This is a genomic window from Nostoc sp. PCC 9305, from assembly GCF_963920915.1.
In the GTDB taxonomy this organism is placed as follows: Bacteria; Cyanobacteriota; Cyanobacteriia; order Cyanobacteriales; family Nostocaceae; genus Nostoc.
Genome location: NZ_CAWUDN010000088.1, coordinates 1 through 24822, shown reverse-complemented (window position 1 = coordinate 24822; position 24822 = coordinate 1). Strand labels below are relative to the sequence as shown.

Sequence of the window (24822 nt, the reverse complement as noted above, 5' to 3'; positions counted from 1 at the left end):
TTCGTGTTCTTGTGGGGTTTTAGGCAGCCTGACCTGGCTTGAGCACGATCTTGATACAGTTGTCCTTCTTGTGCTTGAAAATTTCGTAGCCGTGCGGTGCTTGTTCTAGCGGCAGACGATGGGTGATTACAAAAGATGGGTCGATATCGCCATTTTGGACGCGATCGAGTAAGGGGCGTAAGTACCTATGAACGTGCGTTTGTCCCGTTTTAAATGTTAAGGCTTTGTTCATGGCAGCACCCATCGGTATCTTGTCTACAAAGCCGCCGTAAACACCAGGAATTGAAACAGTGCCACCTTTGCGACAGGCAACAATCACTTGCCTTAAGGCAGTGGGTCGGTCGGTTTCCATACGCACGGCTTGCTTTACCTGGTCGTAAAACGCATCAGGGCCCGTACCGTGGGCTTCCATTCCCACAGCATCCATGCAAGCATCTGGACCGCGCCCACCGGTCATATCTTTAAGGGCTTCACCAACATCAACTTCCTCATAGTTAAGGACTTCTGCCTTGCCGTATGAAGCCATCTGTAGGCGTTCGGGAACTCGATCGATCGCAATGACGCGCTCGGCACCTAGCATATATGCACTTCTAATGGCAAACTGTCCGACTGGACCGCAGCCCCAGATCGCTACAGTATCTCCTGGCTGGATATCGCAGTTTTCCGCTGCCATATAGCCAGTGGGGAAGATATCCGTCAGAAACAAAACTTGTTCGTCTGTTAGTCCATCAGGAATCTTGAATAAACCGACATCGGCAAAGGGAACGCGGGCATATTCAGCTTGACCTCCAGCATAGCCACCCATCATATGGGAGTAGCCGAAAAGACCAGATGGGGAATGACCCATGAGTTTTTCCGGTATCCAGGCGTTGGGGTTGGAGTTATCGCACAGCGACCACAAATCTTTTTGACAAAAGAAACAGGAGCCGCAGGAAATGGTAAAGGGGACGACAACGCGATCGCCTATCTTCACATTCTTGACAGCACTGCCTAGCTCAACGACCTCCCCCATGAATTCATGACCCAGGATATCGCCCTTTTCCATCGTGGGAATGTAACCGTCATAAAGATGTAAATCAGAACCGCAAATCGCCGTTGACGTGATTTTAATAACAGCATCACGCGGATTGATGATTTTTGGATCGGGTACTGTTTCAACCCGCACTTCGTTAGCGCCGTGCCAGCAAACTGCTCTCATTGAGTTGTTCTCCTTTTTTATTTCGCGCATTAGCCAGAGGCGAAGCGTTAGACGCAAAGGGTAAGAGATGACAAGCTTCCTTAGCCTCTTTGCACCTTGCCGTACCCCAAAATTTGCTTGAAATCAGGGTTTGAGTAAGACTTTGACGCAGTTGTCTTGTTTGTGTTTGAAAAGCTCAAAGCCGCGTGGTGCGTCTTCTAGACTGAGGCGATGTGAGAATACAGCAGATGGATCGACTTCGCCTTCGATGACGTGACCCAGCAACCGAGGCATATACTTTTGACCGTGCATTTGTCCCGTTTTGAGCGTCAAACCTTTGTTCATGAAAGCGCCCATCGGCATCTTGTCCACGAAGCCAGCATAAACGCCCATGACCGACAGAGTGCCACCCTTGCGACAAGCCAGAATCATTTGCCGCAACACATGAGGGCGATCGGTTTCCAGCCGTACTGCCTGCTTCGCTTCATCGTAGAATCCTTCCAGCCCGATCCCATGAGCTTCCATGCCACAAGCATCAATGCAAGCATCGGGACCGCGCCCGCCTGTCATTTCTTTCAGGGCTTCGCCCGCATCGACTTCCTCATAATTGATCGTTTCCGCTTTCGCGAAGTCCTTAGCCAGTTGCAAGCGGTAGGGAAAGCGATCAATGCCAATCACGCGCTCGGCACCGAGTAGATAGGCACTGACCATAGCGAACTGTCCGACTGGGCCACAACCCCAGACTGCTACGGTGTCTCCAGGCTGAATATTACATAAATCTGCTCCCATGTAGCCGGTGGGAAAGGCATCGGTGATCGGCAGCAGTTTTTCATCGGGAATGTCTTGGGGAAGTTTGAGCGCGCCGAAATCAGCGAACGGCACGCGAACATATTCTGCATCGCCACCGGCATAGCCACCGAATAAATGGGAATAGCCATAAATTCCCGACGTACCAAAGCCAAACACCTTCTCCTGCATCCAAGCGTTGGGGTTGGAGTTATCGCATAGTGACCATAAATCTCGTTGGCAGAAGAAACACGAGCCGCAGCCGACCATGGAAGAGACAGCCACGCGATCGCCCTTTTGCAATCGCTTGACTTCGCTACCAATTTCAACAACTTCCCCCATAAACTCGTGACCAAGAATGTCACCCGGTTGCATCGTCGGAATGTAGCCATCGTAGAGGTGCAAGTCAGAACCACAAATGGTTGTTGATGTCACTTTAAGGATGGCATCGCGCGGGTTGAGAATTTTTGGATCGGGAACTGTTTCGACCCGCACATCATTAGCACCATGCCAGCAAGCTGCTTTCATAGTCATTAGTCCTTATGTCATTGGTTATTAGTCGTTAGTCTTCTCATTAGTCCGAATGGCACTAAGAAAAGGGAAAATCGTTGAGGCAGCAGGGGTGCAGAGGAGCACAGGAGCACAGGAGCAGGGGAGAAAGAAGAAGTTCTAGGCATACGAACGCAAGAAATAGAAATTCCCCTCTGCACCCCTGCCCCTCTACAATCCTTACGCTGCATACCCTTGAGCTTAACTTAGTGCCATTCTCATTAGTCCTTAGTCATTTGTCGTTAGCTAATAAACAAAGGACAAGTGACTATTTCCCTCTTGGTTGTCCCTCTGTGGTGGCAATCTCGCCTGCTTCCATCATCATTTTGAAGCGACGTAAATCATCTCCGATTTGCTGTTCTGGGTCTTCGCCAAATAATTTAGCGATGTCTGCGACGGGCTTCGCCAACGCAGCCCCAATTGCACCCCCAGGCGGGGTAAATTCTCGGATTGTTTTTACCTCAGTGCCACGATTCTCAGGTGCTGGCTTGAAGTGGACGCGACCAGAGGTTTCAATTGCTGCGCTTTCAACCGAAGTCCAGGCAATCAATTCGTTTTCTCGGTCTTCGGTAATGACTACATCCCACTCAACGCTTTCATTTAAGAATCCTTTGCTAATCCAGTGCGATCGCGTAGCGTGTCCGGAGGACTCTCGCTTCTCGTCGTATACCGTCACCTCTTTGAGATGCTTGATAAAGCGTGGCAAGTTATCAAAGTTACGCCAAAAGCGATAAAGTTCCTCTACTGGTTTGTTAATGGTTAAAGTCTTTTCAACTTTGACCTGTTGGTTCATGACTGTACTCATGACCATTACCTCTTGTGGTTGCTATATGTGTTTTAATTATCAAACTTGGGACAAATTGATTTGTCCTAACTCTTCTATTCCTTAGAGTTGTAGTTAAAAAAAAATTACTTATACTCTTTCAATAGTCTTAGTTTTTCAATAAATTGATACTTCAAAAGTAGTAATTGGCAGTTACAATATTTGTATATAAAAACACTTAGTTAATTTACAAAACAGTATTTTACCAGGCTGGACATATACAGAACGGGTAGAAGAATTGATCGATGGCCGCACTGCTAAAAGTGGTGAAACAAAAGAAGCAGAAATTGCTAGAATCAATGGGACAGTCCCTTTGGGTCGTATGGGGACACCAGAAGAGTTTGCCAATGTTGCGGTATTTCTGAGTTCACCAGCAGCCTCATTTGTGAACGGAGTCATGCTGCAAGTAGATGGCGGAATTATTCAAAGCACATTTTGAGCGGCTCGATCCATCGAACAGAATTCAGGAGTCAGGAGTCAGAATTCAGAATGAATTCTCTACGACTGGCGGCTAGCGAGTCATCGTACTCTTACGCAGTTTTCCTCCTGCCCCCGTTCAACTACGCTCACGGCAAGCCTTCCCCTGCCCGGTTGTTGAGTTTCAACTACGCTCAACTACCGCTTAGTCAAAACACTGCCTTCCTCGAAAAACTAACTTTGACTACTTTCATCATTTCTTCAATTGTTCTAAATAGACAGCAACCATCATCATAAAGCTGTTACATCTTTGTTAAGAATAGTTACAAGTTCTTAACACAAGGAAATATTTTTTATGGAAGTCTCACTTGAAAAGAATGCACCACATCGGGTTGTTATCGTTGGTGGCGGCTTTGGTGGACTGTATACAGCAAAAGCTTTGAAGAAAGCAAATGTAAATGTTACTCTCATTGATAAACGTAACTTTCACCTATTTCAGCCGCTTTTATATCAAGTTGCCACAGGTACGCTATCACCTGCTGATATTTCTGCACCATTGCGATCTGTATTCAGCAAAAGCAAGAATACAAAAGTGCTGTTGGGAGAGGTAAATGATATCGATCCAAAAGCGCAACAAGTTATTTTGGGTGATGAAGTAGTACCTTATGACACATTGATTGTCGCTACAGGTGTTAACCATTCCTATTTTGGTAAAGATAACTGGAAAGAATTTGCTCCTGGCTTGAAAACTGTTGAAGATGCCATAGAAATGCGTCGCCAGATATTTTCGGCATTTGAAGCGGCAGAAAAAGAAACCGATCCTGAAAAACGCCGTGCTTTGTTGACTTTTGTGATTGTCGGGGGTGGGCCCACCGGTGTAGAATTATCCGGCGCGATCGCAGAATTAGCATACCAAACTCTCACAGAAGATTTCCGCAGCATCAATACTTCAGAAGCGAGAATTGTACTATTGCAAGGTGGCGATCGCATCCTCCCACACATTTCACCAGAATTATCGAAAGTAGCAGCAGAATCTTTGCAAAAGTTGGGTGTGGCTGTCTACACCAACACCAGAGTGACAAATATTGAAGGTAACATCGTTACTTTCAAGCAAGGCGATGAATTGACAGAAATTACCTCAAAAACTATCTTGTGGGCAGCAGGTGTTCAAGGTTCGCCTATGGGGAAAGCCCTAGCAAAAAGTACAGGTGTAGAATGCGATCGCTCTGGACGCGTGATTGTAGAACCGGACTTGTCTATCAAGGGTTATAACAACATTTTTGTAGTGGGAGATTTAGGCAACTTTTCCCATCAAAATGGTAAACCCTTGCCTGGTGTTGCACCTGTAGCCAAACAACAAGGAGAGTATGTAGCTAAACTCATTAAACGCAGGCTTAAAGGTGAGACTTTGCCAGAGTTTCGTTACAATGACGTGGGTACTTTGGCGATGATTGGGCAAAATTTAGCTGTTGTAGATTTAGGCTTAGTCAAACTCAAAGGTTTCATTGCTTGGCTCTTTTGGCTAGTAATTCACATTTACTTCTTAATCGAGTTTGACACTAAAGTAGTAGTAGCAATTCAGTGGGGATGGAATTATATTACTCGTAATCGTCGCTCTAGATTGATTACAGGTCGAGATGGTTTTGTAGAAGGAAAAACTGTTAACAAGAGGGTGCAACAGCCTTCTGGGACACCTCTGTAACTTCAGGGATAACACCCGATAGTACTCATATCGTGTTCTGGTAAAGACTTATCATTTAGAGGGCAGGGGGGCAGGGGAGCAGGGGAGCAGGGGAGCAGGGAGCAGGGAGCAGGGGAGCAGGGGGAAAGAGGCTGTGTCGCAAACGCTGTGAACCCTTTAAATTATTTACTGTCGTAACTGGCGATCGCTACAATCGTAGATAAGGGAACTTCCGCAAAATACTGTTGCTGAAATTGCTCTTCTCGAACAGCAGCTAAAAATCGCGCAACTGCTTCGTCGGCAAGGTTTTCGGCACTATCGTTTGGATTCCAGGTAATTTGTAAAGAACGGTCTTGTCGTTGAACTGTGAACCCTAAATATTTTAAGGCTTTGATTCCGACAAGTAAGGTTTGGTCGCTGATGCCGATTTTCTCTAAAAGTTGTCTGCGGGTAACTAGTTGATTTGTGCGACTGAGATATTTGGCAATTCCGACAAGAGTCAGCCAAATTTGATTAGGTGGTTGATGGTTAGGTTTAGACCAAGCGATCGCTAATTGTTGCTGATTCTCAAGCCCAGACGTAGAGCGACTGATCGCCAAACACCGCCGCAACCACATACGTAAATCATCCCAATTTGTGGGACAATCTTCAATAATTAGTCCTGAGTGCTGAGTTGCTGAGTGTTCCTGATTCCGTAAGTCTAGGATGAAAGGTGTTAGCGATAGCTGAGTGTTGAGTGCTGAATTAGCAGAAGAACGCACGGCAATCAATCTGATTTCATAACGTTTTTTGAAGGTGTTGTAGTCTAGTTCTGCTATGCAATCACACCTTCCTATGGGCAATTCATCTTTGTAGTGTCCCCACCATAAGCCAGGAAAAGCACTTCTGCTAGAATCATCTCGAATATCAAACTCAGCTTTAATGTACTGTACCTTTTTCCCTTGCCAATCCTGCTGATTGCGATGCCAAGAATTTTCAAACCAGCAGTTTTGAATTAGCAATTTCGGAACAGGATTACCCATTCCACAAGGTTCTAGCAGTTTCAGTTCCAAAAATAACTCTTTCCCCAAATCGGCTACCGTTACCGTCAAGTCTGCTTGTACAGTTGGCGTTAGAGTTGTACTACCTAAAGATTGCCGCAACTGCTGATTAATCGCCGCCGTAAATAAAGGAATATTCTCCACCAACAAACTCAAACCCGCTGCAAAGGGATGTCCCCCAAAGCGATGTAACAAATGTGCTTGCTCTTTCACCAGCTGGTATAAATCGACAGAATTCACCGAACGAGCGGAACCCCTTGCAAGCAAAGAAGAAGAATTGCTCCCCTGCTCCCCTGCTCCTTCCGTACTCAACAAAATCGTCGGGCGTCCTGTTTCTTGTGCCACCTGTCCAGCAACTAAGCCCAATACACCCGCAGGCCATTGGGCATCTTCTAAAACAATGACGCTGGTGGTTGATAAGTCTAGTTGAGTCAGTTTTTGCGCCACTTGTGCTTGCACATCTTTTTGTAAAGATTTGCGGCGGGCGTTGGCGAGTTCTGTAACTTCGGCGAGTTCGTTACAACGTTTGACATCGCGACTAGTTAATAATTCCACGCAAAAACTGGCATCACCTTGAATGCGACTAACGGCGTTAATTCTCGGCCCCAAACCAAAAGAAATATCTGTGGGGCGATCGCCACTTTTCTGGCACAATTCTAATAATCTTCCTACCCCTGGACGCCGCCGTGCTGCTGCTGGCTGTTTAAAATCTTCTTGCAGTCGTTGAATTCCCATCTGTGCCAAGTAGCGACAATCTCCGCTTAACTGCACTAAGTCGGCAATTAATCCAACTGCAACTAAATCTAATAAATCTTCTAACGGATATTTTGCAACATTTGGCAGAGTTTGATATAGCGCTTCCACCAACTTATAAGCTACCGCCACTCCAGAAAGATTAAATAACTGATGTTCTTTTGGAAAATAGCGAGGATTGATAATTGCTGCGACGGGTGGGCGTTCGGTTGGTAAAGTATGATGGTCTGTAACTATTACATCTATACCTAGCTGTTTAGCATAGATAATTTCCTCAATATTTGTGCTACCTGTATCGCAAGTAACTATTAATTTGCAACCTTCTTTTGCTAAGTTATCAATTCCTTGATTATTAAGTCCGTGGGATTCTTTCAGGCGATTGGGAATATAGTAAACTAACTGAGTATTTTGAGCATAAAACTGTCCCAATCCATCCCAAAGTACCGATGTAGCGGTAATACCATCGGCATCGAAGTCTCCCCAAATGGCAATTTTTTCTTTAGTATTATATGCTTGTTGCAACCGTGCGATCGCCAGATGCATTTCTTGCCCAAACTCAAAGGGACTTGTTGGTTGATAAACTTTATAGTTGATAAAAGCTGTTAATTGTTGACGATCTTTAATACCCCGTTGCCACAACAATTGCGCTGCATACAGTCCACTTGATGCACGTGTATACTGTTTCACTGCTTGGATAAACCACTCTGGTGGTTGTTCAGTTGCTGTTATAGTCCACTGCTGTTGTTCTGGCATACAAACAAAGTTAGGATTTAGAAGTTAAAACTCTTAAAATACAAGGATAATTTGTAAACCTGTGGAGTTGACCTTTAGAAGAGTGAAGAAAGGTTCCAGGAATTGCTCAGATAATCTGGTCATCAAACTTAAATTCTAATTCTACCTCTTGAATAGATAAAGTTTCATCTTCGTGACTATGAATGTAGGAAGGTGTAAAGTTTTGTAGCTGAACAGCGATTCCCTACTCGCTACTCTCCGTGATTGTTTACAGGACTTACACAAAATCATGAAAAAACGAACCGCATACTCCTACGGAGAAGCAAGCTACGCGCAGCGTCTCGTTAGAGAAGGACACAAAGGAATGAGAGTTTCAGAAAGTTATTGCGTAAGTCCTAGTTTAATTAATTTTAACTACTCAACTTAGCAGCACCAAAAGTAGCATTGAACTTGCGACACCAGATAGCGGCAGATTTGTAATCTGCTAAATTGATATTGTTAGGAATAGAATATGTTTGAGCGCCGCTATACTTTTTTAAGGGAGCAATAATGATATAGTCTCCATCTTTTAAAGAATAAGCTGGTGGATTAGTTGAACCGATTACATTATCTGAACGATGCAAAATTACGACTAAATCCGGGCCTGATTCCGAGGTTTTAAACGATTCTCCAAGCTCTAGAAATGATTTACTATCTTTGGTAGCAATACTGACTGTTCCTTCAGTTGTCTGTTCTCCAGAAACAAAAGTACCTGACTTTTGAGATTGTACCAAAGGGGTTAAAGACTTCGCCGGAGTTGAAGATTTTGGAACCGATGTATTTACTGCGATCGCAACTTTTTTAGACTTATTATTTGATACTTCTCGGACACAGCCAACCATGATAAGAGAAGACAAAATTAGTATTAATAAATTTCTGATTTTCATACCAAATAAGATAGATTTTGAATTGAGCTTTGAACTAATTATTGCTTACATAATTAGTCTAAAAATGACGGATATCTAAGGATTAATCTCTAAAAATCTGATATTTTTTTTAAAAAGTTCTTATGGATTTTTCAGCAAAATCTCAACTTTCAGTCTGCAAGTACTTAGGTATAAAAAACATGCTTAAATTATCGTAAGCGTACATAGACTCAAGTCAGCCAAACATAATCTTCTAGAATTATTTAACTTTGCTTACAATAATACCGCTTATTTTTACCTATTTAATTCTTGTATAAATTTAAATTTAGTTAAGTAAAATTTCATAATTTTGTTGTATACAAATAGCAGATGTCTCTAGTAAAATCTTTCTATCAACTCACATCTTGTATCTAACGATTAAAATTGCGGCTACCCAAATCAAGCTTCAGAAACAGGCTTCAAAACCCATGCAATAGGCATCCATGAGCAAAACCAGTGATGACGAAATGTTGTTGCACAAGCAAACTTGGCATCGTGAGCGGCAAATAATCGCACGTTTATCTTCTTTGAACTATCGAACTGGCGAACTGAGTAGCTATTTGCACAACATTGCTTGCGGAGTCAGCGAACTCATTGGAGTTGATTGGACAGTTGTTACCTTTTGCCAAAAGGGGTTTGAAACTGTTCTAGCCAGTAGTCTTGAAATGGGCGAAGGCGAACATGTTTATTCACTACATGGTTTACTAACTGGTACTGTTATCAAAATGGGTCAATCATTAGCAGTAAAAGATGCTCAAAAACACCCAGAGTATGGACAGGCTCCAGAAGGTTATTGTGCATATTTAGGGATACCATTGCGGACTGCTGAAAGTGAAGTGATTGGTACTATCTGTTCTTTTAACCATTTACCACGTGATTTTACAAAAGAAGACATCCAAATTGTGGAATTATTTGCTGAACGAGCTGCAACAGCAATTAATAACTATCATCTATATCAACAACAGTGCAAATTTAATCATATTCTAGAAGCTGAGGTAGAAAAACGTACCGCAGAATTACAAGCAGCCCAAGCCAAGCTTTTAGAACAAGAAAGACTGGTAGCAATTGGTGAATTTACTGCTATGATTGTGCATGAAATTCGCAATCCTTTGACAACAACGATCATGGGATTGAAATATTTCCAAAAAACTATTTTAACTGAATCTGCTCAAGAACGATTGGCATTGGCATTGAGCGAAGCTAGTCGTTTAGAACGTCTATTAAGTGAAATTTTGCTCTATGCCAAGCCTCAAGTGTTGCAACTTTGCAAATTGGATGTGAATGAATTTATTTATGAGTTGCTTGTATGTATTCAGGAAATGCCAGAAGCTCTAGAACGACAAATTGAATTTATTTCGGTATCGTCTACGGTAAAAATATTGGGAGATAAGGACAAACTTAAACAAGTATTTATCAACATTGTCCGCAATGCTTGCGAAGCAGTTTCAGCAGAAGATAACATTAAATTGAAAGTAGATTGTTCCGATACAGATAAAGTTTGTATTAATGTCCACAATAGCGGTGAGCCAATTCCATCGGAAGTTATCACCAAAATTTTTCAGCCATTCTTCTCTACAAAACCTTGTGGCACTGGGCTAGGACTTGCTATTAGTAAACGCATCGTCAATGCTCATAATGGGGAACTGTTAATCTCTTCTGACCTTTTGACAGGAACTACTGTGAGTGTTCAATTACCTGTAGTTATTAAATGAAGTTTTGATTGATATAAATGCCAGATTTTTGTAATGATAATATTTATTACTTTTATTTTTATTTGCAACTTGTGAGCTAAATCACACTAGTAACCTAAGCACCGAAATAAAATTCTATCTGTGCATAAAATATTACATATAAAATGATGGAATTACTTCAACTAATGTTGGTGCTAGGTACAGTAGTTGGTATTACAGACGGAAACACAATTTTGGTTAAAGATAATGCAGGACAAACAACTATAGTCAAGTTAGCGTGTATTAATGCACCAGAAGCAACTGACAAACGCTATGGTTTAGCAGCAACACAAAGGCTAAAAAAGCTATTACCATCTCAAACTCCTGTCGTGATTAGAAGCACAGAACAAATTAAAAATGGTCGTCCAGCGGGTGAAGTATTTGTAGATAATCGGTCAGTAAATCTCCTTTTGGTAGAGTCAGGTAATGCCGTCGTTGACCAAGAATCTTTACAAAATTGCTATGAGAGCAAAACCCAATTTTTAATTGCAGAAGCTAATGCTAAAAATAAGCATTTGGGTTTGTGGCAACAATCAAAATTGCAGTTGAAGTTACATACCAAGTAAGCGCTGGCATTATCAGTTATAATAACCTGAAGAAATTTTAAAACAATACAGTTGAGAATGATCAACAAAACCCTCATGTAGAGACGCGATTTATCGCGTCTTGAAAGATGTCGGGGAAAGGTTAAAGGTTAAAGGGTAAGAGGAAATTAATTCTATCCCTTTCCCCTTTACCCCTTCCCCTTTCCCCCATTTATTGTTGCATTTTTAATATCACCAATCAACTCATCAATCCTTGATTGAGTAGTGTTCCAAGAACACATAAAACGTACTCCTCCCACACCAATAAATGTATAAAACTGCCAATTCTTAGCTTTTAAGCTGTGAATGACTTCTTCAGGTAATTTCACAAATACGGCGTTGGCTTCTCTAGGAAACATCAAGTCAACACCTTCTATGTTTAATAGTTGATTTTCTAAGTATTCAGCACATTGATTGGCATGTCTAGCATTTTTTAGCCAAGCACCAGTTTCTAATAAACCCAACCAAGGAGCCGAAATAAATCGCATTTTTGAAGCTAGCTGGCCTGCTTGCTTGCATCGATAATCAAAATCTTCTGCTAGCGCTTTATTGAAGAAAAGAATAGCTTCACCTAATGCCATTCCATTCTTAGTACCACAAAAACATAATACATCCACTCCAGTCTTCCAAGTAATTTCAGCAGGGCTTTTATTCATAGCGGCAACTGCATTTGCGAAACGAGCGCCATCCATGTGAATCTTTAAGTTATATTTATTTGCAACTTCTTTAATATTTAAAAGTTCTTCAATAGAATATAAAGTTCCTAATTCAGTTGATTGCGTAATGCTAATAACTTTAGGTTTGGGATAATGAATGTCAGTACGTTTAGTAACAATTGACTCTATAGACTCTGATGTTAATTTACCATTTTTACCTTGAGCGAGTAGCAGTTTAGAGCCATTAGATGCAAATTCAGGTGCGCCACATTCATCTGTTTCTATGTGAGATGTCTCATGACAAATAACGCTATGATATGACTGGCAAAGAGCAGCTAAAGATAAAGAATTTGCGGCTGTACCGTTAAAGGTAAAAAATACTTCACAATCAATTTCAAAGAGTTCCCGAAAATAATCTGCTGCTTTTTGAGTCCATTCATCATTTCCATAAGCTGGAACACTACCTTGATTTGCCCTAATCATATATTCCAGTGCTTCAGGACAAATACCAGAGGAATTATCACTTGCAAACTGCTCTAATTGGCTACTCATAATTTCTACTTTGATTTTTAACAGTAATTTTTACAATACTAGTAAATAATTTTTGACTTTGCCAATTCTCAGATTGGGGGATAATGCTATTAACCTCTACAATTATCTAATAATTGTGATTATCCATACTTAATCATTTATGAAAAACAGGTTTTTGGCTTACATAAAAATTTGGAAGTCTGAAATTTTTGATTTTTATATTTTGTATCAAGCTACTTAATTAGCTTTTTTTGCTGTAAGTTTTCTCTGAATTAGTTATAACCTTAAGTAGTATGGTAATAGTATTAAATGACTTTGCTTATGTCTACAGAAAACTGGAATCTTCTTTTCACATCACTGAGATGTTTAATTACTACGGTGTCTTAGTCAACCTTGCGTTGAGCGTATTTTGAGACGTTAAACATCGCAAATAACTAAATATTATGCTAGAAAAATAAAGTTTGCTAATCAGAATGCTAATTATGTACTTATAATATACTATACAATAATAATTTCCTACTAAGTAAGTATGAAATCACTATTGGGCATATTTGTCCATTGTTAGTTCTCAGTGGTCATTTGTTTATTTTCTACTGACTAATGACCAATGACCAGTGACCAATGACTAATAACTAATGACTGAACCATTGATTGAACTGAAAGGTGTTTCTAAGTCCTTTGGTAGCAATAAAGTTCTAGATAATGTAGACTTGACCATTTACCGGGGAGAAGCACTGGGGATTATTGGGCCATCAGGGACTGGGAAATCAACTATCTTACGAGTAATAGCGGGGTTACTTAGTCCTGATGAAGGAGAAATTTTTGTGCAAGGAGTGCGGCGAGAGGGTTTGATTGAGGATGGCGGCCAGCAGGTTGGCATTGGTATGGTGTTTCAGCAGGCGGCCCTATTTGATTCGCTGACAGTAGAGGAAAATGTGGGATTTTTACTTTATCAAAATTCAAAGCTGCCGCGATCGCGCATCCGAGATTTGGTAGAAGAAAAATTGGAGATGGTGGGTTTACCAGCAATAGGCCACCTCTACCCAGCCGAACTTTCCGGGGGAATGCGCAAACGGGTAAGTTTTGCCCGGGCGATTATGTCTAACCCTGATAATCCCAGTGAAGGGCCAGAAGTTCTACTATACGACGAACCAACAGCCGGACTCGATCCCATTGCCTCAACAGTCATCGAAGATTTAATCCGCCACTTGCAATGTTTACATGGAGTTTGTAGTACTTATGCTGTTGTTACCCACCAGGACAGCACTATCCGCCGTACATCTGATAGACTTATATTTCTCTATGAAGGTAAAGTGCAGTGGCAAGGTACAGTTAGTGAAATATACAACACAGAACATCCCTTGATCAGACAATTTATCAGTGGAAGTGTTCAAGGCCCGATTAAAGTCGCCGGCTAGAAACTTAAAAGCCAGGAGTAAAGAGTTAAATTTAACTACTAACTCCTAACTTTTAACACCTAATTGGTTATTGGTTGTTGGTGGAGGCAAAAAAATGCGAGGTCTTATGACAAGCCGCTTCGCGTCTGGGCGAACATTTAGAGAAGGTTCTGTGGGATTATTACTCCTGCTAGGACTAGGGGTATTTGGATTACTCTTTCTGTGGTTAAATAGATTCACCGCTGCTGGCCGTTCATACAAAATTATTGTAGAATTTGCTAACGCTGGCGGAATGCAAAAGGGAGCAGCAGTTCGCTATCGTGGCGTTAAGGTAGGAACTATTTCCCAGCTTCGACCAGGGCCAAATGCCATCGATGTAGAGATTGAAATTCCCCAAACTAACCTCATTATCCCCCGTAATGTCGTGGTAGAAGCTAATCAAAGCGGATTAATTAGCGAAAGTATTATCGACATCACGCCAAGAACAACCTTGCCTGCTGGGGTTGTTGCTAAACCCCTAGATAAAAGTTGCGATCCCAGCCTCATCGTCTGTAATGGCTCTCGCTTAAAAGGTCAGGTTGGCATCAGTGTTGATGCACTAATTCGCAGTTCAACTGAGCTAGCTGGTGCATACAACGATCCAAAATTTTATAGAAATGTCAATAGGGTTCTAGAAACTACCACAGGCGCAGCATCCAGTTTTAGTGAGCTAAGTCAGGATTTACAAGGTTTGACCAAAAGCTTACAACTACAACTTAATACCTTTTCCGCTACGGCTAATTCAGTGCAACGGGCGACAAACCAACTTAATGCATCCGCAAATCAAACAGTCAATAAATTCGGTGCAACTGCAACTCAAGCAAATCGGTTACTAAACAACCTGGATAATTTGTTGACAACAAATCGTTCGACGCTGGTTGGTGCGTTGAATAATATCACCGAAACCAGCAACCAATTGCGTGTTACAGTCAGTAGCTTATCACCATCTGTCAATCGATTGACTCAAGGAGAATTACTCAACAATTTAGAAACGCTTTCAGCAAATGCAGCCCAAGCCTCAGCTAATTTACGTGATGCTTCTAAAACCTTAAACGATCCAAAAAATGCGGTGTTGCTGCAACAAACTTTAGATTCAGCACGAGTAACCTTTGAAAATACCCAAAAAATTACATCTGATTTAGATGAATTGACAGGCGATCCTAATTTCCGTAAAAATCTGCGGCAATTGGTGAATGGTTTAAGTGGTTTGGTATCTTCTACACAACAGATGCAACAACAAGTGCAGGTTGCTACTACTCTAGACTCGGTAAAAGCTGCTGTGAGCAAACCAAAGAATCTAATTCCTACCCCAGCGCCGACTCAACAGGCGATGTTTAATGACAAATCGCTACCAGTCTACGAAAATAATCCCTCAGCTGCTAATTTTGCAAGTACCGATACCGACCTTCAATCAAGTCCCAATCCGTCTATCCCAAACTCATCCCAAGAAAACCTTTTGAAGCAGCTGCGGGAGTATGGCAAGCAACGGGAGCAACTGGAGACGCAGAAAGAGGCAATACAGATTGAACCTTCAGCTTCGCTCACTGCTGACCCTGAGCGTAGCAGAAATGCTGAGGATTTTAAGTAAAATATTTTACTGTCAGGTGAATGTATTGAAGCTCATCGACACCACTTGCTATAACCTTGAAAGGTGTCGATTGTCTGCATAGTTGAGTTTTCAGGCTGTAAAACCCATTGCTTATTGATACAGCAAATTTCAAGGAAAGTGAGGTACACAAGCTAATTCTGTTACCCAGATATAAAGCGTGTTTTACTCCAATATGCTTGGGTTAAAGGTTATTGGTGTAGATAATTACTCTTTCAAGACGCGATAAATCGCGTCTCTACATCTGGGATTTGTTGCTCATTCTGGACTGTGTTGTGTTTTACTCCTGAATTCTGAATTCTGAATTCTGCCGTATCTTCCAAAACTCAAATAAATTTGCTCCCATTAATGACAGCACCTACCTTTAAGAGCGAATTAACATTGGGTCATAAATTTGAAACTCTTGAACCCCATAATTACCCAGAATAGACCTAGCTATATCTTGCTCGCGATCTGTGCCACTAACGATAAGTATGTAATTGTCTTGCTCTATTTGCTCATTATAAAAGCGTGCCCACTCATCTGCTATTCCTAACCTCATAGCGTCAAAGCGTTCACTTAAATTAATGCCTATTGGTACAACCAATTGAGAAAAGTCTTTACAAATTAAGGAAATCTGATTTACTGAAAAACCTGCGATACACATATCCTTAATTGCCGCTTCAGCATTAGCTATGCTATTAAAGCAACTAACACTATACTTAGACATCATGCCACTTTCATTAGGAATTGCAGTAGCAGAAGTCGTTGTAGTCAGAGAATTTGTAGTTTCAGATTCACTGTTGAGATGCTCGTAAATACCCAACTCTTCAATACCCCAACGCTGTAGTATTTCTTGTACTTTAGCAATTTCAAAAGATGTACAATCCACGATTATTAAATAGTGTCCCTCCTCTACTCGCTCGTTATATGCTCTAGCTTGCTCTGACGACATTCCCCAACCAACTAATGCACCAGCAAAAGTCCCAGTGGCAGCACCAATACTTGCGCCAACAAGGGTTGTAACCAAAGCAGTTGCCGCTGCCCCAGCCAGCATTATTGGGCCAACTCCAGGGATTGCTAAAGTCCCAAGACCCACTAATAAACCAGTTAACCCACCAACAGCACCCCCTGAAAGCCCTCCGACTGTTGCACCTTCGTCAGCTTTATCACCAGTACCCTCTTTAAGTTCATTATCGGCAATCTCATGATTGCGATCTGAATTTTGTACAAGTATAGATACTTTCTCCATCGCCAAGCCAGAATCTCTCAACTCATGTATTGCCCGCTCTGCATCTCTCCGATGAGTAAATACGCCTACTGCACGTTGATATTGACTTAAAACCATAATTACTCCTTGGTCACAGGGGAAAGATTAATCACTGACAAAGTTGATTCTTCAGTACTTGTTATATTAAATACGAGTTGGTTCAATTCAAAACTATCCTTAGTAATAAAATATATTCTTTCGCTCATGAGGTAGGTAATAACACCCTCAAGGGTGCGAGTCAAAAAGTAAATACACCAAGATGGAAAAACCTCTAACTGATGCAGAATCATTAGTGAGTGGCACGGAACAGCCTTAACTAACTACATTTGTATATCCAACGCAGACATAATAACATTCGCCTGTGTTGATATTTTAAATTCTCACAGCTTGGTCATAGAATGCAAATTACGTCTTTGAAATTCCGCTTCCGTCCTGACTGTGGTGTTTTTTATAACGAGTCCGGGAATTCTGTGTGATTTGATGGACAACCTGTTTAACAAAACCTTTCTAAAGGCTGACTGTCCTTTATTTATAGTTTGTCCGTAGGCAGAAGAGATCGATACATAGAATAAGTAATATTAATTTGTATAGCTAAAAGGCTTGTGTAGATTTCATCCTACCTAGTAGTCTGCCAACCCAAAAATGCTGCGTGATGGCTGGGTCAAGGGGAAGGGGTAAGGGGTAAGGGATTTGAAACTTTTCCCCCTTTACCCCGCCAAGTTCACTTGGCGAACTACTAGTTCAAGCCGTATTTCTTTATGAGTTTGGTAAGCAGTAATTATGCGTTGGCAAATAGGTCGTCGGAGTACAAATGTTGAAGATCGGCGTGGGATGAAGATTTCCGCTCCTGTCGTGGGTGGGGGCGTAGGAGCAGTACTCATATCGCTAGTGGTTTTACTATTGGGTGGCGATCCCAGTGCCCTTTGGCAACAAGATTCCCCGCCAAGTGATAGCCCGATACCTGAGTCACCTCAAACAACAGGATCTCAAACTCAAGATCGAATGGCGGATTTTGTATCTGTTGTACTGGCTGATACAGAAGATACATGGAGTGAGCAGTTTCGGCAAGACGGAAAAACTTATGTAGAACCAAAGTTAGTTCTTTACTCAGGAGCGGTAGAGTCTGCTTGTGGATTTGCACGTTCAGCAGTTGGGCCGTTTTATTGTCCGCGCGATCAAAAGGTGTATATTGACTTGAGTTTTTACCGCGATTTGAAGACTCAATATCAGGCACCGGGAGATTTTGCTCAAGCATACGTGATTGCTCATGAAATTGGACATCATGTCCAAAATCTACTGGGGATTTCGCAGCAAGTTCAAACCTTGCAGAACCAAGTGAGTCAGACGCAAGCAAATCAGCTTTCTGTGCGATTAGAATTACAAGCAGACTGTTTTGCAGGCGTTTGGGCAAATCATGCTCAACGCTCACGGCAAATTCTGGAAACAGGTGATATTGAAGAAGCATTGAACGCAGCTAGCAGTATTGGAGATGACCGCTTGCAAAAACAAGCTAAAGGCTATGCTGTGCCAGAATCTTTTACACATGGTAGTTCCGCCCAAAGGGTTCGTTGGTTTAAACAAGGTATCCAAACAGGCGATCCTCAAAAATGTAATACTTTTGCCAAGACAAATTCCTAACATAGAGCAGAATTCAGGAGTAAAATACGCTTTGATATTTGGGCAAACAAACTTGAAATCTGCTGTATTTCAAGTTTTACGATTATCTGGCAGCTATCGAGCTTTATTGGCAAAACTTTCCTGAGCCGGAAGCAGAAATTGAGGAAGCGATCGCCACAATCGATTTAGACTATTTCCAAGAAGACTTGTCTAAACTGATCTGGTTATGGAAACGAGCTAGCGATCGCAAACGACGTCGAAAGGAGTCGAAACACTGCCTCCTGCCTTCCTTGATAACTAATTCCAATCCTGTTCATCTTTCTTGCCACGGCTTTTGTAAATTCCACCCAAATCGTGAATTTGACGAGTTTTCTCAAAAAGCTCGGCTTCGGTCAAACCCCACTGTTGCAAGACTTTATCTAGGTCTTTTTGGATGTCTCTCGCCCCTGGAAACCCTTGATAGCGCATTCGCAGTCTAGCCAATTCTGCTAAGTTATAGTCTGTAGCCTCTTGAGCGAGTAAAATATCAATAAGGGGGCGATCGCGGTTATAAAGTGGATGTTGTTGATCTTTACCGGCCGTTGCTTCAGTCATTGTCAGTCCTGAGTTTAGAGTGCTAAGTCCTGAATTTTAAGTTTAGCTGACAGTGGAAAACAGAACAGACAAAAGAAAATTGTCAAATACCGAAAGTTTAACTGTCAACTTTGCCACTTCTGACTTTCTCCGTACTCTACTCAACACTTTTAGTAGACGGCAAGTACACCTGATGTCTTACGGCTCTCACCACTGCCACTTAACTTTAAATAAAGTTACATTAGTCCTTAAGAAAATACAAAAAACTTTAGATGAGGGTGAATTTTATCTCACCCAAAGTCCAAGCAGCGAGGGAGCAATAACCCATTATGTTTGAACACTTCACTTCCGAAGCCATTAGAGTAATTATGTTAGCTCAGGAGGAAGCACGTCGCCTGGGACATAACTTCGTAGGAACTGAGCAAATTCTCCTGGGTTTAATGGGAGAAGGAACTGGGGTTGCTGCTAAAGTGCTAGCTGAATTAGGCGTTACCCTCAAAGATGCACGTCGCGAGGTAGAAAAAATTATTGGTAGGGGTTCTGGCTTTGTACCACCAGAAATTCCTTTTACTCCTAAAGTAAAAAGCCTCTTCGAGCAATCGTTTAAAGAAGCTCATAGTTTGGGACAGAATTACATTAACACTGAACACTTACTCTTAGGATTAACCGAGGCTGGTGAAGGTGTCGCCGCCAAAGTACTGCAAAATCTAGGTGTTGACTTCAAGAGTGTCCGCAGTGCCATAGTTCGCCGTTTGGGTGAAAATGCACCAGCTTTTGCTGGTAGTGGTAATCAAAAGCGCACCCAACCGCTAACAATGGAAGAATTTGGCAGAAATTTGACCAAATTAGCACAAGAAGGCAGACTCGACCCCGTAGTTGGTCGCCAGAAGGAAATTGAGCGGGCAATCCAAATTCTCGGTCGCCGCACTAAGAATAACCCAGTGTTGATTGGGGAACCAGGAGTTGGTAAAACTGCGATCGCAGAAGGTCTAGCTCAACGGATTATCAACCAGGATGTTCCTGAAAGTTTGCAAGACAAGCAAGTTATCAGCCTCGATATGGGGTCATTGGTAGCTGGAACTCGCTTCCGTGGCGATTTTGAAGAACGCATCAAAAAAGTCGTGGAAGAAGTTCGCACTGTCGGCAATATCATCTTGGTGATTGACGAAATTCACACCTTGGTTGGCGCTGGTGGTACAGAAGGTGGCTTGGATGCAGCCAACATCCTCAAACCTGCCTTAGCACGGGGTGAACTCCAGTGCATCGGCGCAACTACCCTCGATGAGTATCGGAAGCATATTGAGCGCGATGCCGCCCTAGAGCGTCGTTTCCAACCGATTAAGGTCGGGGAACCCTCAGTAGAGGAAACCGTACAAATTCTCTACGGCTTGCGCGGTGCTTACGAACAGCACCACAAAGTCACAATTTTGGATTCAGCACTTGTAGCAGCAGCAGAATTATCAGACCGCTATATTAGCGATCGCTTCTTGCCCGATAAGGCAATTGACTTGATTGATGAAGCTGGTTCTCGCGTCCGTCTGCGGAACTCCCAAAGTTCTCCCAATAAAGAACTTAAGCGGGAACTCGCTGGCGTTACCAAAGAAAAAGAAGCAGCAGTCAGAGTCCAAGATTTTGACAAAGCTACAGAACTGCGCGACCAAGAGTTAAAACTCGCAGAACAACTGCAAGCAACGTTTACACCAACCGAGCAACCTGTCAACTCGACTGTAGTTGACGAAGAAGACATTGCCCAAATCGTTGCCTCTTGGACTGGCGTACCAGTCAACAAACTGACTGAATCTGAGTCAGAGTTACTCCTACACCTAGAAGACACTCTGCATCAGCGGCTCATCGGTCAAGAGCAAGCAGTTACGGCAGTCTCTCGCGGTATCCGTCGCGCCCGCGTTGGCTTGAAAAATCCCAATCGCCCCATTGCTAGCTTTATCTTCTCTGGCCCTACTGGAGTTGGTAAAACAGAATTGGCTAAGGCACTAGCTGCCTACTTCTTCGGTGCGGAAGATTCGATGATTCGGCTAGATATGTCCGAATACATGGAAAGCCACACCGTCGCCAAGCTGATTGGTTCGCCTCCTGGTTATGTAGGATACGACGAAGGCGGACAACTAACAGAAGCCGTGCGGCGGAAACCATACTCAGTGCTGCTATTCGACGAAATCGAAAAAGCACACCCCGATGTATTCAATATGCTGCTGCAACTCTTGGATGACGGTCATCTTACCGATGCCAAAGGTCGGAAAGTGGACTTCAAGAACACGCTGATCATTTTGACTTCTAACATCGGTTCCAAGGTGATTGAAAAAGGTGGTAGTGGTTTAGGCTTTGACTTCGACACTCAAGCCGATGCTAGTTATAACCGCATCCGCACCTTGGTAAATGAGGAATTGAAAGCCTACTTCCGTCCAGAGTTCCTTAACCGTCTTGATGAGATTATCGTCTTCACCCAGCTTTCCAAGGATGAAGTTAAGCAAATCGCCGAAATTATGCTTCGCGATGTTGCTAGCCGCTTGACGGAAAAAGGAATTATCTTAGAAGTTAGCGATCGCTTCAAAGAGCTTGTGGTACAAGAGGGTTATAATCCCAGCTACGGCGCTAGGCCATTACGTCGGGCAATTATGCGCCTCCTAGAAGATTCTCTCGCCGAAGCAATGCTGTCTGGTGAAATTACAGATGGAGACACAGCCCTGATCGATGTTGATGATGACTCTCAAGTGAGAGTTAAAAAATCAGAAAAACGAGAATTGCTCTTGGCAAATGTTGGCTAATTTTATACCCGATCGCTTTTACTGTAATATTTGAGAAACACTCCAGCCTCTTGCCTAGAGCAGAGGCACTAACAGGGTCATCTCAGACAAACATCAAGTGAAATGGTATTATTTCTCACCCCTAGTATTTCTACTAGGGGTTTTTTTAGGCGATTTATTTTGAGTGGGCAATACCCGTCTACACACTGTAGCAAATAGAGGATTGAGGAGGGCGATCGCGGACATGAAATAACTTAACTTATGGTCTTTTTATAGTCTTCTCAGTTGACTTATGGCTCTTGACTCCTGCCCAAACAGTAAGTGGCTGCCCAACTTGCTTATACAGTAAGCTTTCCATAATTACACCATTATTGTTAGCGGTGAGAGTTTTATTCGGCTGACGCAAAGACTCATAAAAGCCGTTGTACCATCCTTTTTGAGACTTAAGATTGCCTTGAACGAAATCAAATAACTGACGGGTATAAGTAGTGTTATAAAGCACATGCCAGCCGATCGCAGCTTTGGCACTGAGAAATCGCAAATTGTTGTGCTGTTCTCTGGTATCCGCGATGGTTGCCCAAGGTTCTCCATTGACAAATAAGCTGCTGTAAACAAAGTATGGCGCGCGATCTAAGTTGTCTTCGGTGACGGCGGTTAATTGTTTTGTCGCTGCATAACGCGCGGCTTGGGCAGCTAAAATCCGATCGGCATAAGCTTTAGGCAAAGCTTGAAACCCAGTTTCGATACCATCCAAAATATAGGGTTCGCTCAGAACGTAGTTATTGGCTCCAGAGTTTTTATAGTCCCGTTTGTCGTAAGGAATTCCCTGTCCGTAAAGATCGACAAAGGCAGTATGGGACTGATAATCTAAAGCTTGATTAACATTCAAGCCCCAAAGCTTTAGACCATAAGCAGCATAATTTTCATAGCCCAAGCGACCTTCTTGATTGTATTGTTCTTTGCCTTTGATGACAGCAGTACCATACATTTGACCGTTTGTGGTCAGACGCTTGACTTGCCAGTGTTTCCAAACTGCTGCTGTTTGCGATCGCATTTCTGGATACTTTGCCTCGACAATCTTCAGCCAGATTGCCATTCTTCCCAAATCAATGGCTGACCAGCCAATTTCTTCCCGTTTTTCTAGTTGACCATAATTAACAGGTACGAGAGTTTTGGCATTGTAAACCTTGTTGGGTAGTTCTCCTTTATACAAAGGCATTGACGCCAGTGTATTGAACATTTTGCTCATTTTGACTTCAAATTCAGCCGCAGAAACGATATTGAGTTCTCTAGCACTGACTAAGGCGGCGATCGCTGCTGTCTGATCCCACATACTTATCGAGGCAAAGCCATCAACAGAATTGATCAAGCCAGTTTCATCATTCCAGTTGCGCTGGAAGTATGACCAAGCTTGACGGGCCGTTGTCATTTCTTCTGGGGTCAGTTTTCCAACTCCAGGAGCAACGTATGGAATTATGGCTACTGTTAATTGGTTCTTAGGAATCGGTTGACCTGGCAAAACTACGGATTTAGCATCAAGGCTAGCAACTATTTCAGCTTCTTCTGCACTAGAGACAGGGGGTTGGGGTTTCTCTGGTTGTAAAGCAATTGGGGATGTTGATATTTCAGGGTTTTTTATAGAAGTATTGGAAAGTTGCTTAGACCAACCATTTAAAAGTGCGATCGCGATCGCAGCGGTAACGACTCCTCCTACAGTAGCTAGTATAGACAAGCTCTTAGGTGGCGGTTGAAAGTCAGAACTCATACTGATTAAAGCCTTATTTTGTAAGTCAGGGTTATTTGCGTAGTTTCACTAAATACATTCTTCCCAACTTTGAAATCTAACTAACACCCAGAAGTCCACCTGACCACTACAATAAAATAGTCACGCACCCGATCTCTGGAGTTCTAGCAGTGGGCTTATTTGATGATTTGAGTCGGTTTTTAGAAAACCGTTTAGAAGAATTCTTGCGTAACAATCCACATTTGGAGTTAGAGGCGCTGCTAGAACAGCTGCGTGAGCAAGAAGAAGACACATTAAAGCTAATCGCAGATTTAAAATTACAAGAGAAGCGATCGGAAGAAGAAATTCTCTCCACCGCGCAAGAAATTCAGCGTTGGCATATCCGCATTCAAAAAGCCAAAAACGCCAAGAGAGAGGATTTGGCGAGTGCGGCGGGTGAGCGAGAAGCAGCCCTGTTGCGCGAAGGAAATCAGCGTTGGGGACACATGCAAGGGCTGAAAGAACGCATTAACCAATCTCAAGAACTACTGCAAAAAATTCAGCAACGGCGACAGGAAGTGCAAGCTAAAGCCGCCGAAGCACAGACAGCCCGTGCTAAAGCGCAAACCCAGCAGCGATCGGAAAGTATTGGCTGGTCGAATCAAACTAGCAATTTTTCTAGTGGTTTTGATGACTTAGAAGAGAAGTTCCGTAGCTGGGAAACTCAGGATGAATTAGAACAAATGAAGCGGAATATGCAGAAGTAGCGCGTATTGGCTAAAATACGCCGAAATAACAAATGAGTACGCCGAAATAACAAATGCGTATGCCGAAATAGCAAATGAGTACGCCGAAATAGCAAATGAGTACGCCGAAATAGCAAATGCGTTCGCCGAAATAGCAAATGCGTATGCCGAAATAACATCAACTCAGCAGTGGTTTTGATTTCGAGTTCTGACCTTGTGAACATAAAATAGAATTACCCATTTGTAAAAGTGGTATCGGTGGTGAACTGTTTTGACAGACGCGAACACCACCGATTAAAACTCTATCTATATGTTCACGTATCGTTCAAGCTATATTTACATCTCTCAACAATGCCTAACCCTAAAGGTAATCCAGAAAATTTAAAACCACTTAAGTCTGATAGAGAGGAACCGCTTACACAAAATCTTAATTTTCGTGTCACCGAAAAAATGAAGGAAGAGGTAAAGGCACAAGATGACCCTCCTGAGTTTTGCAGAGAAGCTATTCAGAAAGCACTAGATGAGAAAAAGGGGAAATAGTAAAAGTTGTTGGAGTTTAGTGCAGCAACTTTTCTAAAAATTGAGATTTTTGGTTAATATCATGTCCGTATAATTAGTTATGATTTCCACAGTTATTGCACCCCACCCCCAGCCCCTCCCCGCAGGCGGCTACGGTGTATACACAAGTCTTTGAGAGTTGCCTCACA

The 24822-nt window shown here is 42.5% G+C and carries 20 protein-coding genes; 11 read left to right on the top strand and 9 right to left on the bottom strand.

Going from position 1 to position 24822, the window contains the following annotated elements; genetic code table 11:
• Window positions 1–19: 19 nt before the first annotated feature.
• The 3 genes from ACM0OX_RS26405 to ACM0OX_RS26395 all read right to left on the bottom strand — a co-directional run bounded on the left by ACM0OX_RS26405 (window position 20) and on the right by ACM0OX_RS26395 (window position 3305).
• Window positions 20–1198 carry a zinc-dependent alcohol dehydrogenase gene (locus ACM0OX_RS26405; RefSeq protein WP_414517895.1) on the bottom strand — a complete coding sequence of 393 codons (1179 nt, stop codon included), beginning with the start codon at window positions 1196–1198 and terminating at the stop codon, window positions 20–22.
• 123 nt (window positions 1199–1321) lie between these two features.
• Window positions 1322–2491, bottom strand: coding sequence for a zinc-dependent alcohol dehydrogenase (locus ACM0OX_RS26400; protein ID WP_414517894.1), 1170 nt, complete (start codon window positions 2489–2491; stop codon window positions 1322–1324).
• Between the two features lie 289 nt (window positions 2492–2780).
• The gene (locus ACM0OX_RS26395) at window positions 2781–3305 is read right to left on the bottom strand and encodes an SRPBCC family protein (protein ID WP_414517908.1); all 525 of its coding nucleotides are present in this window, start codon (window positions 3303–3305) and stop codon (window positions 2781–2783) included.
• A 229-nt stretch (window positions 3306–3534) separates the two neighbouring features.
• On the opposite strand from ACM0OX_RS26395, the gene ACM0OX_RS26390 reads away from it, so the two are divergent.
• Both ACM0OX_RS26390 and ACM0OX_RS26385 read left to right on the top strand, forming a co-directional pair.
• Entirely contained in the window at window positions 3535–3774 is a 240-nt protein-coding gene (locus ACM0OX_RS26390; RefSeq protein WP_414517907.1) for an SDR family oxidoreductase, read from the top strand.
• A gap of 333 nt (window positions 3775–4107) precedes the next feature.
• The gene (locus ACM0OX_RS26385; protein ID WP_414517893.1) at window positions 4108–5454 is read left to right on the top strand and encodes an NAD(P)/FAD-dependent oxidoreductase; all 1347 of its coding nucleotides are present in this window, start codon (window positions 4108–4110) and stop codon (window positions 5452–5454) included.
• A gap of 161 nt (window positions 5455–5615) precedes the next feature.
• Here ACM0OX_RS26385 and recJ read toward each other — a convergent pair whose 3' ends face one another.
• Together recJ and ACM0OX_RS26375 are read right to left on the bottom strand one after the other, a co-directional pair.
• Complete coding sequence (recJ, locus tag ACM0OX_RS26380; protein WP_414517892.1) at window positions 5616–7979, bottom strand: single-stranded-DNA-specific exonuclease RecJ; 2364 nt, start codon at window positions 7977–7979, stop codon at window positions 5616–5618.
• A gap of 389 nt (window positions 7980–8368) precedes the next feature.
• A complete protein-coding gene (locus ACM0OX_RS26375) occupies window positions 8369–8884 on the bottom strand; it encodes a DM13 domain-containing protein (protein ID WP_414517891.1) in 516 nt (171 codons plus the stop codon).
• Window positions 8885–9345: 461 nt separating this feature from the next.
• On the opposite strand from ACM0OX_RS26375, the gene ACM0OX_RS26370 reads away from it, so the two are divergent.
• Together ACM0OX_RS26370 and ACM0OX_RS26365 are read left to right on the top strand one after the other, a co-directional pair.
• A complete protein-coding gene (locus ACM0OX_RS26370) occupies window positions 9346–10614 on the top strand; it encodes an ATP-binding protein (protein WP_414517890.1) in 1269 nt (422 codons plus the stop codon).
• 143 nt (window positions 10615–10757) lie between these two features.
• On the top strand, window positions 10758–11198 hold the full coding sequence (locus tag ACM0OX_RS26365) for a thermonuclease family protein (protein WP_414517889.1): 441 nt from the start codon (window positions 10758–10760) through the stop codon (window positions 11196–11198).
• Window positions 11199–11365: 167 nt separating this feature from the next.
• On the opposite strand, the gene ACM0OX_RS26360 is transcribed toward ACM0OX_RS26365, so the two are convergent.
• The gene (locus tag ACM0OX_RS26360) at window positions 11366–12424 is read right to left on the bottom strand and encodes a low specificity L-threonine aldolase (RefSeq protein WP_414517888.1); all 1059 of its coding nucleotides are present in this window, start codon (window positions 12422–12424) and stop codon (window positions 11366–11368) included.
• 614 nt (window positions 12425–13038) lie between these two features.
• Between ACM0OX_RS26360 and ACM0OX_RS26355 the strand changes: the two genes are divergently transcribed.
• Together ACM0OX_RS26355 and ACM0OX_RS26350 are read left to right on the top strand one after the other, a co-directional pair.
• Window positions 13039–13821, top strand: coding sequence for an ABC transporter ATP-binding protein (locus ACM0OX_RS26355; RefSeq protein WP_414517887.1), 783 nt, complete (start codon window positions 13039–13041; stop codon window positions 13819–13821).
• A 94-nt stretch (window positions 13822–13915) separates the two neighbouring features.
• Window positions 13916–15427 carry an MlaD family protein gene (locus tag ACM0OX_RS26350; protein WP_414517886.1) on the top strand — a complete coding sequence of 504 codons (1512 nt, stop codon included), beginning with the start codon at window positions 13916–13918 and terminating at the stop codon, window positions 15425–15427.
• Window positions 15428–15809: 382 nt separating this feature from the next.
• Here ACM0OX_RS26350 and ACM0OX_RS26345 read toward each other — a convergent pair whose 3' ends face one another.
• Window positions 15810–16772, bottom strand: coding sequence for a general stress protein (locus ACM0OX_RS26345; RefSeq protein ID WP_414517884.1), 963 nt, complete (start codon window positions 16770–16772; stop codon window positions 15810–15812).
• Window positions 16773–17474: 702 nt separating this feature from the next.
• Between ACM0OX_RS26345 and ACM0OX_RS26340 the strand changes: the two genes are divergently transcribed.
• On the top strand, window positions 17475–18332 hold the full coding sequence (locus tag ACM0OX_RS26340) for a neutral zinc metallopeptidase (RefSeq protein ID WP_414517883.1): 858 nt from the start codon (window positions 17475–17477) through the stop codon (window positions 18330–18332).
• A gap of 276 nt (window positions 18333–18608) precedes the next feature.
• Here ACM0OX_RS26340 and ACM0OX_RS26335 read toward each other — a convergent pair whose 3' ends face one another.
• Window positions 18609–18905: a DUF3288 family protein gene (locus ACM0OX_RS26335; protein ID WP_094353136.1), complete on the bottom strand. Its 297-nt coding sequence runs from the start codon at window positions 18903–18905 to the stop codon at window positions 18609–18611.
• Window positions 18906–18984: 79 nt separating this feature from the next.
• Here ACM0OX_RS26335 and ACM0OX_RS26330 point away from each other — a divergent pair, with 79 nt between their 5' ends.
• Window positions 18985–19221 carry a hypothetical protein gene (locus ACM0OX_RS26330; protein ID WP_334837179.1) on the top strand — a complete coding sequence of 79 codons (237 nt, stop codon included), beginning with the start codon at window positions 18985–18987 and terminating at the stop codon, window positions 19219–19221.
• On the top strand, window positions 19214–21667 hold the full coding sequence (locus tag ACM0OX_RS26325) for an ATP-dependent Clp protease ATP-binding subunit (protein WP_335182055.1): 2454 nt from the start codon (window positions 19214–19216) through the stop codon (window positions 21665–21667). The genes ACM0OX_RS26330 and ACM0OX_RS26325 overlap by 8 nt, the downstream gene beginning before the upstream one ends.
• Before the next feature lie 238 nt (window positions 21668–21905).
• On the opposite strand, the gene ACM0OX_RS26320 is transcribed toward ACM0OX_RS26325, so the two are convergent.
• Window positions 21906–23411, bottom strand: a complete 1506-nt coding sequence (locus ACM0OX_RS26320; RefSeq protein ID WP_414517882.1) for a DUF3131 domain-containing protein — start codon at window positions 23409–23411, stop codon at window positions 21906–21908.
• A 149-nt stretch (window positions 23412–23560) separates the two neighbouring features.
• Between ACM0OX_RS26320 and ACM0OX_RS26315 the strand changes: the two genes are divergently transcribed.
• Both ACM0OX_RS26315 and ACM0OX_RS26310 read left to right on the top strand, forming a co-directional pair.
• On the top strand, window positions 23561–24136 hold the full coding sequence (locus ACM0OX_RS26315) for a TIGR04376 family protein (RefSeq protein WP_414517881.1): 576 nt from the start codon (window positions 23561–23563) through the stop codon (window positions 24134–24136).
• A gap of 330 nt (window positions 24137–24466) precedes the next feature.
• Complete coding sequence (locus ACM0OX_RS26310; RefSeq protein ID WP_094353117.1) at window positions 24467–24655, top strand: hypothetical protein; 189 nt, start codon at window positions 24467–24469, stop codon at window positions 24653–24655.
• The last annotated feature ends 167 nt before the right edge of the window (window positions 24656–24822 follow it).